This is a genomic window from Cohnella sp. SGD-V74, from assembly GCF_003001675.1.
GTDB lineage: Bacteria > Bacillota > Bacilli > Paenibacillales > Paenibacillaceae > Cohnella.
In genome coordinates this window covers 98,440-114,325 of the sequence record NZ_PVYW01000008.1, presented here as the reverse complement: position 1 = coordinate 114,325, position 15,886 = coordinate 98,440, and the positions used below count along the sequence as shown (strand labels likewise).

At 60.9% G+C, this 15,886-nt stretch carries 10 protein-coding genes; 1 reads left to right on the top strand and 9 read right to left on the bottom strand.

Going from position 1 to position 15,886, the window contains the following annotated elements:
- Positions 1–40: 40 nt before the first annotated feature.
- From B0G52_RS36545 to B0G52_RS14045, 5 genes are all read right to left on the bottom strand, one after another.
- Positions 41–1,603, bottom strand: coding sequence for a response regulator transcription factor (locus B0G52_RS36545; RefSeq protein ID WP_094045302.1), 1,563 nt, complete (start codon positions 1,601–1,603; stop codon positions 41–43).
- Between the two features lie 76 nt (positions 1,604–1,679).
- Entirely contained in the window at positions 1,680–2,498 is an 819-nt protein-coding gene (locus B0G52_RS14060) for a carbohydrate ABC transporter permease (protein ID WP_094045300.1), read from the bottom strand.
- Positions 2,498–3,367: a carbohydrate ABC transporter permease gene (locus B0G52_RS14055; protein WP_094045298.1), complete on the bottom strand. Its 870-nt coding sequence runs from the start codon at positions 3,365–3,367 to the stop codon at positions 2,498–2,500. The genes B0G52_RS14060 and B0G52_RS14055 overlap by 1 nt, the downstream gene beginning before the upstream one ends.
- Positions 3,368–3,479: 112 nt before the next feature.
- Complete coding sequence (locus B0G52_RS14050) at positions 3,480–4,823, bottom strand: ABC transporter substrate-binding protein (RefSeq protein ID WP_094045296.1); 1,344 nt, start codon at positions 4,821–4,823, stop codon at positions 3,480–3,482.
- A 115-nt stretch (positions 4,824–4,938) separates the two neighbouring features.
- Positions 4,939–6,783 (bottom strand): cache domain-containing sensor histidine kinase, encoded by a 1,845-nt coding sequence (locus B0G52_RS14045; protein ID WP_094045294.1) that lies wholly within the window; start codon positions 6,781–6,783, stop codon positions 4,939–4,941.
- A 283-nt stretch (positions 6,784–7,066) separates the two neighbouring features.
- Between B0G52_RS14045 and B0G52_RS14040 the strand changes: the two genes are divergently transcribed.
- Positions 7,067–8,689, top strand: coding sequence for a Rieske (2Fe-2S) protein (locus B0G52_RS14040; protein WP_094045292.1), 1,623 nt, complete (start codon positions 7,067–7,069; stop codon positions 8,687–8,689).
- A 1,365-nt stretch (positions 8,690–10,054) separates the two neighbouring features.
- Here B0G52_RS14040 and B0G52_RS14035 read toward each other — a convergent pair.
- From B0G52_RS14035 to B0G52_RS14020, 4 genes are read right to left on the bottom strand one after another with little or no spacing between them, the layout of a single operon-like run.
- The gene (locus B0G52_RS14035; protein ID WP_094045290.1) at positions 10,055–12,457 is read right to left on the bottom strand and encodes a glycoside hydrolase family 95 protein; all 2,403 of its coding nucleotides are present in this window, start codon (positions 12,455–12,457) and stop codon (positions 10,055–10,057) included.
- 30 nt (positions 12,458–12,487) lie between these two features.
- Positions 12,488–13,561 (bottom strand): Gfo/Idh/MocA family protein, encoded by a 1,074-nt coding sequence (locus B0G52_RS14030; RefSeq protein ID WP_094045288.1) that lies wholly within the window; start codon positions 13,559–13,561, stop codon positions 12,488–12,490.
- Positions 13,562–13,592: 31 nt separating this feature from the next.
- Positions 13,593–14,948 (bottom strand): alpha-L-fucosidase, encoded by a 1,356-nt coding sequence (locus B0G52_RS14025; RefSeq protein WP_094045286.1) that lies wholly within the window; start codon positions 14,946–14,948, stop codon positions 13,593–13,595.
- Positions 14,949–14,992: 44 nt separating this feature from the next.
- Positions 14,993–15,883 carry an AraC family transcriptional regulator gene (locus B0G52_RS14020; RefSeq protein ID WP_094045284.1) on the bottom strand — a complete coding sequence of 297 codons (891 nt, stop codon included), beginning with the start codon at positions 15,881–15,883 and terminating at the stop codon, positions 14,993–14,995.
- Between the last annotated feature and the right edge of the window lie 3 nt (positions 15,884–15,886).

Below are 15,886 nucleotides of genomic sequence, written 5' to 3'. Positions count from 1 at the left end.
TCTCTCCTCTTCCATGCTTCTCGTGCCTGTATCGTTTCGTTCACGTTTTCCCGGAGACGAATTCGCTGCGGAATTCCCCGATCGTCTTGCCGGTCTTCTTCTTGAAAATCTGGCTGAAATATCGATAGTCCTCGTACCCGACTTTCCGGGCGATCTCGTAGTTTTTATAAGTCGGCACCCGCATCAGCTCCATCGCCTTGCGGATGCGTATATCGGTCAAATAATCGACGAAGTTGTGGCCGGTCGTTTTCTTGAACAGGCGGCTCAAATAGTCGGGGTTGACGAACCGGCTTTCCGCGATATGCTGCAACGACAGCGGCTGGTCGAAATGCGCCTCGATCAGCTTCAGAACCTCGCGGACGATCCGCTCCCCTTGCGTCGCCCCTTGTCTCTCCGCCGCGGCCAGCGCGGCCGGAATGATCTCGTTCTCGAACAGCGCCTGCACGGAATCCGGATCGACTCTGCGCCGCAGCGCTTCCGTCAGCTCCAGCGGATGTTTCCCGCAGACGATCTCCAGACTGGAATCGTTGGCGCGCAGCTGGCGCTCCAGCGCGTGGACGAGCAGGATCGCTCCCCGCTGCATCCGGTCCACCGTCGCCGACTCTCCGCAGAGGGAAGCCATCAGCAGGTCGAATTCCCGCCCGGCTTCTTCCCGGCTGCCCATCTGCAGCGCAAGCAGGAACGCCTGCTCCCGCTTCTGCGGATAAGGCTCCGCCGCGGGCGCGCCTTCGCACGCCCCCGCGAACAAGAGCGCCTCTTGCGCACGAAGCCTGCGTCCGGCTAGCGCGGCTTGCGCTTGAGCGTAAGCCTTCCGCAGGCAGTTCGCCTCCGCCGGCGCTGCCTCGCTGACACCGATGCTGCGGCCGACGCCGTCCATTCGCTTCCACTCGGCCTGGGCGGCGGCAAGCAGCCGGTTCAGCTCTCCCGGAGCCAGATTGCGCGCGGCGACGGCCCCGACCGTTTCCGGACCGCCGTCCGGAGCCGGAGACAGCGCCAGCTCCCACTCCCCGCCGAAATAAAACGTCCGTTCCCGAACGAGCTTCTCCCGCAAGACGCGCAGCGTATCCGCGTCCCCCCCGTCCTCCCCGTATCGGTCGGCTCGGGCGACGAAGACGGCCGTCGACAAGCCCGTCCACGAAGCCGGCGCTTCCGCGCGCTCCAGCAACAGGTCGCGGAACCAGCCGTCGTCCTGCCGGCTCTCCGCGGCCATCCTCCGCTGCTCCTCCCTCCGGTCGAGCTCCGCCATCGCCTTGTCCAGCACGTCGGCGAGCTCCTCCTTCTTGACCGGCTTAAGCAAATAATCGAAGGCGCGGTGGCGGATCGCCTGCTTCGTATATTCGAAATCCGAATAGCCGCTGACGACGATCGTAAGCAGCTCCGGCAGCTCGGCGTCCAGCCGCGCCAGCAGCTCCTTGCCGTCCAGGCCGGGCATCCTCATGTCCAGGAAAAGCAGGTCCGGCTTCTGCTCCAGCGCCATCTCGTACGCGTCCTGTCCGTCCGCCGCCTCGCCGGCCAGCAGGAGGCCCAACCGCTCCCAAGGGATCGATTGGATGAGCCCGCGCCGGACCCACTTCTCGTCGTCGACCACCATCACCTTGCGCATGCCGGACCTCCTCCTTTTGCCGCGATCTTCCTGGGCCGATGTTTTCCGAGCGGCCAGCCTCTTCTCTTAGCGTCTCTTAGCCCTTGACCGAACCGGCGGTCAAGCCGTCGATAATGTAGCGCTGCAGCAGCAAGTACACGAGCAGCACCGGCAGCACGACGATGACCATGAACGCGAAGACGACGCCCCAGTTCGTGTTGTACAGCGATACGAAATTGAAAATTTGCAGCACGATCGTCCACTTGGTGCTGTCCGTCACCAGATAGAACGGCCCGAAAAAGTCGTTCCACACCGACACGATGACGACGATCGACACCGTTACCAGCACCGTGATCAGCAGCGGCAGAATAATCCGGAAGTACAGCCGGAAGAAGCCCGCTCCCTCGATCATCGCCGCCTCGTCCAGCTCGCGCGGAATCTGCTTCATGAAGCCGACCAGCAGGAACACCGAGAACGGCAGCAGCACGGCCGTGTAGTACATGATCATGCTGAAATACGTTCCCTTGATGCCCAGAATGTCCATCAGCCGAATCGTCGGCACGATAGATACCGGCACGATCAGCCCGATAATGAACGTCAGGTACAGGCTCCGCATCAGCCGGTCGTCCCGGCGCTGGATGACGAAGGCGGCCATCGAGGCGAACAGGTTGACGCACAGCACGGTCAGCCCCGCGAGCAGGAAGCTGTTTTTGAACCCGCGCACAATATTCCCTTGCTCGAACACCTTCTCATAGTTGGCGAACAGCCATTCCGACGGCAGCCCCATGCCGAACAGCGCCGATTCGCGAATGCCCTTGAACGAGTTGACGAGTATCATATAGAACGGAACGAGAATGACGAGCGCTCCGAGCAGGACGACGAGATACAGCGCGAGTTGTTTGCCTCCCCGCCTCATCACATCTCCACCTCCCGCTTCTTAAGCGCCGCGAGCACCGGCAGGCCGACGAGAGTGACAAGCGCGAACAGCACCAGGTTGATCGCCGTGGAATAGCCCATTTCTCCCATGCTGAACGTGCTGCGGATATACGTGTAGAACACTTCGGTCGTGTAGCCCGGACCGCCGTCCGTCAGCACCATGACCATCTCGAACACCTTCATCGAGCCGATAAGCGACAGCAAAATGTTGACCGTCGTCGACGAGGCGATAAGCGGCAGGATGATATTTTTGAGGCGGTGCCAGTAGTTGGCTCCGTCGATCGCCGCGCTTTCCAGCAGATCCTTCGGAATGAACTGCAGCCCGGCGAGATAGATGACCATCGCAAAGCCAGAGACCTTCCACAGGTCCGTAATGATAATCGAGAACAACGCCCACTTCGGATCGTTGAGCCAGTCCTGGGCCATGAAGCCGAGACCGACGCCTTCCAGAAGCTTGTTGACGATGCCGTGCTCCGGATGATAGATCGCTCGGAACACGTAGCCGATAATGATAGGGGCGATGACGTAAGGCATGAAGAACACCGTGCGAAAAAAGTTCCTCATCCGGATCGACTCGTTCATGACGAGCGCGAGCGCGAATCCGATGACGTTCTGCAAAACGGTGACGGCAGCCGCGAAAATCAATGTATTGCTGAGCGCCTTTCCCAGTCTAGGTTCCTGGAAAAGAGCCGCGTAATTGTCGAAGCCAATGAACTTGACCGAATCGGCGTTAATGTTCCAGTTCGTAAAGCTGTAATACACTCCGATCAGAGTCGGGGCGATAAAAAACAGCAGAAAAACGACAACGGCGGGATAGGAAAAATAAAGCGGGTATTTGCGCCTTTCCATATTCCCCTCCTCCTCCCAAGGTGAGCGGAGCCGTCTCCGTCGGAAAACCCGCGGTCCTCCGGCGAAGACGGCTCCTTATCTATTTTTGTCTATGAGCGGGGCCGGCCCGGAATCAGAAGCCTTCCAGCAGCTTGGCCTTGCCGTCTTTCTGATAGTTGGCGCCGAATTCTTCGATCGCCTCGTCGATATCGCCTTTAAGGAAGAAGTTTTGCAGCGTCTTGGAGAAGTCCACGAACGAAGCAGTCAGACGGTTCTGGATGTTGACACGGGACTTGCCGGCGTCGATGTACGCTTTGACGTCTTCCTGTACCGGATACAGCTCGCTTGTCGCGCCTTCGAAAATCGGAATGCCCGGCTTGTTCGCGTAAAACAAATTGACGTTGTCCGGCTGCAGCATGAATTTCACCAGTTCGATCGCGGCGTCCCTGTTTTTCGCTTTTTCCGGCACCATCAGCTGGTTCGGAGGGGTGATCATGGCGATGCCCTGATCGGTCGCGGACGGGAACGGGAAGAACCCGAGGTTGTTCGTTACCCAGTCTTTGCCGAATTTCTGCTCCATCTGCGAGACGATGCCGTCCAGCATGAAGGCCATCGCCACTTTGCCGTCGCCCATCTCGTTTTGCATTTCGTCGTACGTGCCGGCCATGACGTTCTTCTGGTACAGGTCCAGCTCCTTCAATTCCTTCTGCTTCGCGAACAGATCTCTCAGCTCGGGAATGTCGGCGAACTTCAGCTCGTTGCGGTTCAGCTTGGCGACGCCTTCGTCGCCGATCGCCGGATCGACCTGCGTCACCCAGCCGGTGTAGTAGAACACTTGCGGAGGCCAAGCGTCTTTAACGCCTTCGTAGAACGGCGTGAAGCCGGCCGCCTTGATTTTCTTGGCGATCTCGACCAGGTCGGCGTAATTGGCCGGCACGTCCACGCCCGCTTGCTTGAACACTTCCTTGTTGTAGAACACGCCCATCATGCCGGTGGAGCCGTACGGAACGCCGAAGATTTTATCGTTTTCCACCTGGGCTTGCTTGATCGAATCGAATACGTTGTCCCAGATGCCTGACTCGCCGGACCATTCGTGCAGCGTCTCCGCTGCTCTCAGCTTGACGTATTGCTTCGTGCCCGGCTGCATGAGGAACAGGTCGGGAAAATCGCCGGTGGAGAAGCGCGTCTTGATCAGATTGTCGTAATCGCCGCCCGGCAGCGCCTGAAGCTCCACTTTGTTGCCGGTCTGCTGCTCGTAAGCCTCGAATACTTTGTTGAACGCCGTCGTATCCTCAGTGTTCGAGATGACGAACGTCAGCGTGACCGGATTGTTGTTTTTCGGGCTTTCGGACGCTCCGCCGGCGGAAGCCGAAGGAGAAGCGCCTTTGTCGTTTCCGTTGCCGCCGCCGCAAGCCGCGAGGGATGCGCCCAGCAGACCGATGGCCACTGCCGCAGATACCGCTTTCATCTTTTTCATATCGTGGGTGAACCTCCCTTAAGGTATGTTCCTTCTGATTACGCTTTCATTATAAGGGAAGCGTTTTCTGTAACCCCATTCATAAAATCGACCCGTTTTGTTGAATAATCCGACTTCATCGTCCGGAAGGGTCCGGAAGCCCTCCCGCGTGTTCGTCGAAGGGCAGAGACAGCCTGATTCTCGTTCCGGCTCCCTTGCGGCTGTCCACCTCGAAGCCGAGCCGATCCCCGAACTGGATGGCGTAGCGGGCGTAGACGTTGCGGACGCCGATGCCGCCCTCGGCGACGGATACGGCTTCCTCCCGGTGCAGCGACTGCTTCAGCTTCGTCCGCAGGTCGGCGAGCCGCTGCTCCGACATGCCGACGCCGTCGTCGGCCACGATCAGCACGAAACGCCCCTCCTCCTTCGCCGCCGCCACTCTTATCGTTCCTTTGCCCCGCTTGCGCTCCAGACCGTGGAAGACCGCGTTTTCGACGAGCGGCTGCAGTGTCATTTTCAACACAGGGTAATTGTACAAGCTCTCGTCCACGTCCGCCTCGTAAGCGATTTTGTCGTCGAAGCGGATGCTTTGGATTTTCATGTACGCCTCGATCTGGTCCAGCTCCTCCTGCAGCGTGACGACCTCGTCGCGATTGCGCGTGTTGTAGCGGAACATATCGGCGAGCGCCTGGGCGATGTCCCCGATTTCCGAAGCTCGGTGATAGTCGGCCATCGCCTTGATGATGTCCAGCGTGTTGTACAGGAAATGCGGGTTGATCTGCGAATACAGCATCGCCAGCTCCACTTCCCGCAGCTTGATCTGGTTGACGTATCTGTTCTCGATCAGATTGCGCAGCTCGTCCTGCATCGCATTGAAGTTGGCGGCGATCAGACCGATCTCGTCGGCCCGCTTGATCTCGACCCGTTCCGAGAAATCCCCGCGCTTGATGCGGTTGACGTGCTTGTAGAGCGTCTGGATCGGCTGCGTAATCCGGCGGCCGAACAGGACGGAGATGATAAAGGTCAGCGCGAAGGCGACGACGGCCGTGGCGATGACGATCGTTTTGATGTTGTCGATCGGGCCCAGAATGTCCCGGCGCGGCGTGAAGATGGCCGCTTTCCAGCCAGTCGATTCGGAGACGATGTACGAGACGAACTGCTCGTCGTCCTCCCCTTCCGTCCAGAACTTGCCCTCGGAGCCGTCCAGCCGGTTCAGCAGCCGCGTTCCGGGAACGGGAGCGTCCGGCCGGGAATCGTAGACAAGACCGTCGTGCCCGTCCAGCACGAGAATCCGGCTGTCGGCGGACAGGTCGTCGCTGCGACCGATCGCGCGGAACAGATCGTCCCCGTATTCGACGCGTACGACGATGAAGCGCTCCGGATTGGAGAAGTCGCGGATCAGAATCGACGAGGAATACGCCGTTGCGGCCGCGTCGGTCGTGCCGTCGCCCGAGCTGGGACCGTTGAAGAATACCTCTCCGTCCTTGGCCACCGTACGCAGAAACCATTCCGAATTGCGCACCTGAACGGGTGTCCACGGTTTGTAGTCGTTGGAGGCGGCGAGCAACTCCCCGTTGCGGTAATAGATTTGAAAGCGGATAAAGCCGCGGATCGGCGTGGCGTTGAAGCTCTTCAGATACAGGTTCTCCAGCTTCTGCCGGAACAGAAACTGGTTCTGCTCGCTCATCTCCGGATAGGCGTTGATGCCGTCGATATACTCCTGGTCGTAGTACGGAGCAAGCAGCAAATTGCGCTTGCTGCGAAAATCGTTGTCCATGTTGTTGGCGATCTGCCGGACGATCTGCACGTTGGCCGACTCGACTCTGCCTTTGATCGTAGACGAGGAAATGGTGAAGGAAACGGTGCCGACGATAAGAATGGACAGCAAAATGATGACGAAATAGCTGAAAAGCAGGACTGTGCGAATTCGGGAGAAAAAGTCGCGAACTCTGGCGACCGTCGGATTTCCTCCTGCTTTCATCTTCTTTTCTCCCCCTTCTGCGACGCTGCTCGTTCATGTTTTACAAATTATAAACCGATCGGAACGGGATCACCAGTGCGTGTTCCCCGGCGCGCGGCGTGCGGGGGCCAGTGTTCGGGTGTTCGGGTGTTCGGGTGTTCGGGTGTTCGGGTGTTCAGGCCTCCGTCGTTCGGGACCGTTTATCGGACAATCCTTCCTAAAATGCCGCCTGATTGAGCAGGAATCCCCCCAAGCGCTGTGCTACGATCTCCTTATCGTGAGGTTCACAAGGAGGAGAATTTCGATGACCTATCGGCCCAGGCTTGGCATTCAAGGACCGGTGCTCGGCTGGAACGATCCGTGGAATCGCGCCGGCTCCGAGCGCATCATGCGGACCGGAACCGGCAAAATGATTCCGCCGCAGGAGCCCGACGTCGAACCGGAAACGTACATGGCGGCGCTGAAGGAACTGGGAGCGGAGTTTTACGTCCACCACCTGTTTCCGGACTTGCAGGAGCTTCCCGCTCTCATCGAGGACTGCCGAAAATTCGGCATTCGGCTCGTCGTCGGCAACGAATACGGCAATATCAACGGCCCGTGGCGCGAAGGGACCAACCGCTACGACGTCCCGGTCGAGGTCGTGCAGACGTTGGTCGGCAGCGGAATGCTTGAAGCTCTGTTGTACGACGAACCGGAGCACCTGCAGATCAATGCGGCGCAATATCGCAAGGGCGAATGGTTCCCGCACTGGGGCAATCTGCAGGCGGACAGCATGCACGAAGCGCACGGACGGTTCGTGGAGAGAGTACGGGCCGAGTTGGCGCCGTTAAGCGAAGCGCTGGGAGCGGCGTGGCCGGTGCTGTCGGAGCAGGTGTTTCCCGTGCTGTTCCATGCCCAGGCGAGAGCCGGCATGACGCCGGCTCCGAAAATCATGAAGGAATCGTTCCATCCGCTGCAGCTCGGAACGGCTCTTGGAGCTGCGAAGCAGTACGGCAAAGCACTCTGGATCTGCGCCGATCTGTGGGGGCCGGACACGGGGCCTTGGCTGACCCGCCTCTCCGGCTTTCCCGGACATTCGCCGGCCGAGTTCGCCTCCGCCTTGCGTCTGGGCTACCATATGGGACCTTCGCATTTGTTTGCGGAAAATATCGACGGACTGCTTCGCACAGGCGAAGGGTGCCGACTGGAGGCGACCGAATTCGGCGAAGAGTGGCTGCGGTTCGTCCGGGACTATGTGCCCGCGCATCCGCTGCCTTACGATCATCGGCAAGCGCGCGCGAATATCGCGATCATTCATTCGGACGACGGCAATTACGGACAGAACGAGCGTCCGTTCGGCATCCGGGAGCTTCCGATGCCCGAGCGCAGCCAGTCTATCTTTCACGCTTGGCGTCTGGTCACGCACGGGGCCGTCCCTGTTCACGGGAGCTGCCTGCATATTCCGGGCTACAGCTTCCCGCGCCATGCGCTGCAGTTCGACGAGCCATCCGCGCAATATCCGCTGCGGGAAGGCGTTCCCGCCGAACGATACGGCGAGCCGATTCATCCGCTGTTCCAGCCGGCGAACGGCGTGCTGGCGTTCGACGCGTATGCCACGGCGGAGGCAATCGGCTCGCCGCGGCTGATTGTGCTCGCCGGCAGCTACATTAGCGATGGAACGCTGGCGGCATGCGTGAAGCTCGCCGAACAAGGCTCCGCCGTTATCGCCTGCGAATGGCTGCTGCCGGAAGAACTGCGCATGCCGCGGCGCTTCGGCGGAGGAGGCAGCTGGCTGCCGGTGGACAGCTTGCTCGGCGAAGCCGCGCGAGAGCATGCCGCGCCGTATCTCGGCTCCGACAAGCTGTGGCGGCAGAGTTTCGGCGAGTATGCCGTCCGCATCTCGCCCGCCGACGAGAAAGGCTTCTCGCTCCACATCGAGATCGAATAAACACGCGAAAAGAATTGCTCCTATACTAGCCAAGCAATTCCGAAGTGACGAAACCAAAAAGCGCCGATCACCCGACTGAGTCGGCCTACAGCGGCGATCGGCGGGGGTTCGGCGCTATAACCCGACTGGGCAGGCTTAGAACAGGTGATCGGCAGTTTGTTGGTGCTGCAACCCGACTACGTCGGCCTACAGCGGGCGATCGGCGGAGGGTCGGCGCTATAACCCGACTGGGCAGGCTTAGAGCAGATGATCGGCAGTTTGTTGATGCTGCAACCCGACTGGGCAGGCCTAGAGCAGGTAATCGGCAGTTTGTTGGTGCTGCAACCCGACTACGTCGGCCAACAGCGGGCAATCGGCGGGGTTCGGCGCTGTAACCCGACTGGGCAGGCCTAGAGCAGGTAATCGGCAGTTTGTTGATGCTGCAACCCGACTGAGTCGACCTACAGCGGGCGACCAGCGGGGTTCGGCGCTATAACCCGACTGGGCAGGCTTAGAGCAGGTGATCGGCAGTTTGTTGATGCTGCAACCCGACTGAGTCGGCCTACAGCGGCGATCGGCGGGGGTTCGGCGCTGTAACCCGACTGGGCAGGCTTAGAACAGGTAATCGGCAGTTTGTTGATGCTGCAACCCGACTACGTCGGCCTACAGCGGCGATCGGCGGGGGTTCGGCGCTGTAACCCGACTGGGCAGGCTTAGAGCAGGTAATCGGCAGTTTGTTGATGCTGCAACCCGACTGAGTCGGCCTACAGCGGGCGATCGGTGGGGTTCGGCGCTGTAACCCGACTGGGCAGGCCTAGAGCAGGTAATCGGCAGTTTGTTGATGCTGCAACCCGACTACGTCGGCCTACAGCGGGCGAGCGACGGGGTTCGGCGCTGTAACCCGACTGCGCAAGCTTAGAGCAGGTGATCGGCAGTTTGTTGATGCTGCAACCCGACTGAGTCGGCCTACAGCGAGCGGCGGGGGTTCGGCGCTGTAACCCGACTGGGCAGGCCTAGAGCAGGTAATCGGCAGTTTGTTGGTGCTGCAACCCGACTGAGTCGGCCTACAGCAGGCGAGCGGCGGGGGTTCGGCGCTGTAACCCGACTGAGCAGGCTTAGAACAGGTAATCGGCAGTTTGTTGATGCTGCAACCCGACTACGTCGGCCTACAGCGGGCGATCGCTACAGCAGGCGAGCGGCGGCGGTTCGGCGCTGTAACCCGACTGGGCAGGCTTAGAACAGGTAATCGGCAGTTTGTTGATGCTGTAACCCGACTGAGTCGGCTTACAGCGGGTGATCGGCGGGGGTTCGGCGCTATAACCCGACTGGGCAGGCTTAGAGCGAGCTATCCGATCGGCGGCGGTTCGTCGCTGCCCTGCCCCCCCTTCAATCTACCGGCCGGATCTCGTAGATCCGGTCTTGTCGCGCGGCAATCGTGTGCTCCGAAGCGGCTTCCCCGGTAAGCGGCTCGCCGGTTTCGGCGCACAGCACCTGAACGGGGTGCCGATATGCGATGCGCAGCGGCTGATCCGCCGGCGAGGCAACGAGCGCCCGCTTCAGCCGGCCCCGCTCCCACTGCATGTCGACGGTAAATCCGCCGCGCGCCTTCAGACCGACGATCTCTCCCTCCGGCCAAGCATCGGGCAAGGCCGGCAGCAGATCAAGCCGGTCTTCGTGCGATTGCAGCAGCATTTCGAAGATGCCTGCCGCGGCGCCGAAGTTGCCGTCGATCTGGAACGGCGGATGAGCAACGAACAGGTTCGCGTACAAGCCGCCCCGGTGGAAGTCCATGACGCCGTCGTCCTCGACTTCGACCAGCAGACGGCGCACGATGTCGAATGCGCGGTTGCCGTCGCGAAGGCGCGCCCACAGGGCGATTTTCCAGCCGATGCTCCAGCCCGTGCCGCCGTCTCCCCGCAGCTCCAGCGTTCGTCTTGCCGCCTCGTACAGATGGGCCTGCCGGTTCTCTCCCCATGCGGAACCGGGAAACAGATCATACAGATGAGACACGTGGCGGTGTTCTTCGTCCTCGTCCGCAAAATCGTAATACCATTCCTGAACTTGCCCGCGGCTGCCGATCTTCGTCTCGGGCAGCTTCTCCAGAACCTCCCGCAGCTCCGGCAAAAGCGGCTCTTCCAGCCCCAGCAACCCGGCCCCCTCGATGCAGAAACCCAGCAACTCGCGGATAAGGCTGATGTCCATCGCGGAAGAAACGGTAAGCGCGGGCGTTCTGCCGTCCGGCAGCCGGAAGCGGTGCTCCGGCGAAGTAGACGGATTGGTCATATACTCTCCGGCTCCGTTAGGCTGCACCCAATCAAGGCAGAACAGCGCCGCCTTCCTGAGCACCGGATACGCCTTATGCCGCAAGAACGATTCGTCCCTCGTGAACAAATAATGCTCCCACAGATGCCGGCACAGCCATACGCCGCCCATCGGCCAATTCGCCCACAACGGATTGCCGTCGCCGTAGTTGCCGGGAGGCGCGGACTGCCGCCACACATCCGAATTGTGGTGCGCCGTCCAGCCTCTGCAGCCGTAATGAACGCGAGCCGTTTCCTCCCCGGTGACGGACAGATCCTCGACGAACCGGAGCAGCGGTTCATGGCATTCGCTCAGGTTGGCCGTTTCCGCCAGCCAGTAATTCATTTGCAAATTGATGTTCAGCGTATAGTTGCAGCTCCAGATCGGCCGAATGTGCCGATTCCAAATCCCTTGCAAATTGGCCGGCTGCGTGCCTGGGCGCGAGGATGCGAGCAGCAGGTATCTGCCGTATTGCACGAGCAGCGCGATCAGCCCCGAGTCCTGCGCCCCGTGCTGCCGCAGCCGCTCGTCCGTCGCCCGCTCCTCTTCGGGCAGGCCGGAACCGAGGCGGAAGCGAACGCGCCGAAACCGCGGCCGATAATCGTCCTCATGCCGCCGTTTCAGCTCCGTGAACGGCCTCGCCGCCGCTTCCCGCAGCTGCCGCTCCGCCAGTCCGCCCGGAGGATAAGCTTCGCGATCCGGCATCCGATCGAAGCCGGCAAAGCTCGTCCCCGCCGCAAAATAAAACACGACCTCCGTCGCCTGCTCGATATGGATGCCCGTATGGTCGACCCTCAGCTTTGCGCCGGCATCCGCGCGGCAGGCCAGCCGGCCCTCGAACGAGATCGTGCGGCTGTTCGCTTCCGCCTCGTACTTGACCGGCTCGGGATCGTGCACATAGTTCGGGCTTACCTCATACGGACAGTCTCCCCGTACCGCGAAGAAAGCCTCGTCCTCCCCGCCGTCCCGCCAGGCCGTCGTCGAGCGCAGCGGACTGTCCAGCCACGCCTTCAAGGCGAGCTTGCCCGGCTGATTCACGGCAATGCGGTACACCAGCGCCTGATCGGGGTGCGAGGCGAACAGCTCCCGGGTATAGCGGACGCCGCCGATCTCGTAGGAGACCGTCGCGCAAGCGTCCTCCAAATCCAGAGAACGCCTGTAGCCGTCGGCGAAATGGCCGTGATAGAAGCGAATATGCCAATCGCCCAGCGGCATGTAAGCCTGCGTATATGGCCCCATCATGCCCGCCTTGCTGAGCCGCTCGGCCTCCTCGTAACACTCCTCCAGCACGGCCCGCCGCACTTCGGGGAGAACCTGCAACGCCCGCGGATTGTTCCAGTCGCGCGGATAGCCCGACCACAGCGTATCCTCGTTCAGACTGACGCGCTCCTGCTCGATTCCGCCGAACACCATGCCGCCGAGCCGGCCGTTGCCGACCGGCAATGCTTCCGTCCACGCTTCGGCAGGCTTGTTATATCTCAACTTCATCCCGATGACGCCTCCCGTTCCCCGTTGCTTCTACAGTCCGTACTCCGCGATCACCTCGGCCAGCTTGACCGGCTGTCCTCCGCGCTGAACGCTTCGGGTCATCGCCTCCATGAACGCCAGCGTATGAACGGCTTCCCGCGCATCCGGCAGCGGCTCCTCGCCCCGATCGAGACAGTCCGCGAAGTATTCGATATAGTTCTGATACTCTCCGGCATGGTGGCTCTTATTCTCGAAGCGGAAATAGTAGGGCTCCTTGTCGTCGAAAGTATGCACCTTCGGCTCTTCTCCGGTAAAATTCGTATAATAGGTCAAGTTCGAATATTCCGCCCGAGTCGTCCCCTGCGTGCCGCGAAGGACGCAGCCGATCTGCGATTGGGCGTGCTGCCCGAGCGTAGGCAGCGCGTAATCCCCGGCCATCGAAGCGATCTGACCCGCCTCGTTGCGGGCGACGAAGCGCAGCGAATCCCAAGCCTCCAGCCCGAACGCCTTCGTATTGGCGCTCGTCCGCGCGAAGCCGGACACCTCCGACACGTCGGGAAGATACCAGCGCACGAGGTCGACCGCGTGAATCATGAAGCCGTGGAACCAACTGAAGCCCTTCTGCCTGCTCCAGCCTTTGTCCAGAAACCAGCGCCCGTCCGTAATGTAATGCGCCTCCACGACTGACAGCTCGCCGTGACGGCCGGCTTCGAAATCCCGGCGCTGATGAAGCATCGGCTCGAAATACCGCGTGCTCTGCCCGATAAACAGCTTGCGGTCCGTCCGCTTCATGAAGGCGAGCAGCTTCGCCGCGTCGTCCAGCGAAGGCAGCACCGGCTTCGTGCAGATCGCGTGCTTGCCGGCCTCGACGGCCTGCATAATATGCTTGCCATGAAGCTGATCCGGCGTATAGATCGCGATGACGTCGATGTCGTCGTTGGCCAGCATCTCCTCGTAAGAGGTCGTCCAATGATGAAAATCGAATTCCTGCGCCCGCTGGCGGCACAGCTCCTCATTCAAATCGCATACTTGCGCCAGCTCCCATCGCTCGCTTTGCAGCGCGGCCGACATGATGCTGCGGCCTTCTCCGAGGCCGATGACGCCCATCCGGTATTTTTTACTCATGGTGATCTCCTCCCTCTCTTTCGTTCGCGCACTAGCTTCTCAAAAACAGCTCGATGACCGGAATCGTCGCCTTCGGCTTCTTGACCGGAAGCTGCAGCGTCAGCATATTGGCCGGACGGCCCTCGTCGAATGCGCCCGCCTCCATCGTCAGCTTCTTCTCGCCTTCCACCATGCGAATTTCCGAAGCGTCGTCCAGCAGCTGCGCGTATTCGACCCGTCCCGAGAAATACGGCAGATGAATCTGCTTGAAGGGCCATGCGAACAGATGCAGGTACAGCCGATTCGTCTTCGGATTGTACGTGAACCGGCAATCCTCCGGGCAGGCCGGCAGCTCGGAAGGAGCAGCGGTGCAGCCGTGAATGGAGCGCGCATGCTTTCTCATCCAGACGCCGATCTCCTCCAGCCGCTCGACCGCCCGCTCGTCCAGCTCGCCGCGCGCGTTGGGACCGACGTTCAGCAGGAAATTGCCGCCCTTGCTCACCGTATCGATCAGCATTCGCAGAATTTGCTCCGTGCTCTTCCAGGATTCCTCGTCCCGGTAATACCCCCACGAGCCGCTGAACGTATGGCAGGCTTCCCACAGCACCGGCTTGCCGTCGACCTTGATCCACTCCCGCGGCTGATACTGCTCCGGCGTCGTAATGTCACCCGGCACGCCGAGCCGGTCGTTAATCAGCGTATTCGGCTGCAGCGACCGCACCATTTCTACATATCGCTCGCTCTGCCACTCTTCTTTCCCTTTTCCCGGGAAGCCTTCCTCGGACGGAATGGAGAAATCCAGGAACAGCACGTCGATATCCCCGTACTCCGTCAGCAGCTCCCTCGTCTGGCCGTGCATATAGGCCACATAGTTCTGCCAGTTCCGCTGCGCGTCCCGCGCCGCGTATTCCTTGTCATAGCGCATCGGATGCTTGACGTCCACCGTATAGTCGGGATGATGCCAATCCAGCAGCGAATAGTACAGCCCGGTGCGAATGCCCTCCGCGCGGAACGCCTCCAGCATCGGACGCAGCAAATCCTTGCCGCAGGGCGTATTGGTCGCCTTGTAATCGGTCAGCTTGGAATCCCACAGGCAGAAGCCCTCGTGATGCTTGGTCGTCACCACCATATATTTCATCCCGGCATCGCCCGCCAGCTTGGCCCATTTCGCCGGATCGTACAGATCGGGGTCGAAATGCCGGAAATATTTCTCATACTCCTCGTTGCTCAGAAATTCTCGGGACCGCATCCATTCGTGGCGCGCTCCCAGGGCGTACAGCCCCCAGTGAATGTACAGTCCGAATCGCGCCTCCGTGAACCACTCGCTGCGCGGATCGTGCGCCGCCGAGACGGCCTGCCGAGCCGCTGCCTCGCCCGCTTGGGCGTTGTCGTTAGCCATCATGGTCATCTCTCCTCCTCTTTCTGTCTATGACGGTTTGAACCCCTGATGCGCTACGAGGCGCTTTGGTTCAACCTGTACCGATTGCGAAATTCGCGCGGCGTAACCGCGTATTGCTCCTTGAAATGTTTATGAAAATAGTTCAGCGACCGATAGCCGCATTCGTAGGCGATGGAAGTGACGCTCAGATTCGAGGCGCGCAGCAGACGGGTCGCCATGCGAAGGCGCAGACGGTGAATAAACGGCTTCGGGCTCGTGCCGGTCAGCAGGCGAAACTCCTCGTAAAACTGCGTCTTGCCCAGCCCGCTTCCGCGAATGACCGCCGGCATGTCGAGATCTCCCGTCGCATGCTCGATCATGTAGGCGACCGCTTCCAGCAGCTTTTCGTCCACTCCCCGCAATTCGCCTTCCCGTTGACCGGGCAGCGTCCGCTCCCTGCTCAAGCCTTCGTACAGATAGCCCAGCAGTTCGACCAGCTTCGCATATCGAAGCAAATGCCGCCCCGCATCCCCGAATTCATCGCCGCCCTCCGGCTTGTCCGCCAGCGCTTCCGCGGCCGTCCGCATCGCCTGCGCCCACGAAGCCCGCGAACCGATGACGTCGCCGCCGCACGCCGCATACAGCATCGCCAGCAGCTTGCCTCCCTGCGGCAGACCGAGCAGCAGCTCCACGGGCAGCCGGACGTGCAGCAATCGGCTGCCGACTGCGGCTGCCGGCACGACCGACGTCGGTTCGCCGAGCAGCCCGCCGAGCAGAAAGTCGCCGGCATGCAGCGCCTGCTTCCAGCCTCCGCGCTCCGCGTACGCTCTGCCCGCGGTCAGGCAGAGCAGCTCCACGGCATCGCCGCGGCCCTCCAGCGTCATCGGCTGCCGGGCTTGCCTCCAGACCACCTGCCAAGAACCGTCCTCGCGCTCCGTTTCCTGTTGCGATAGCAGCTTGCTCACCTT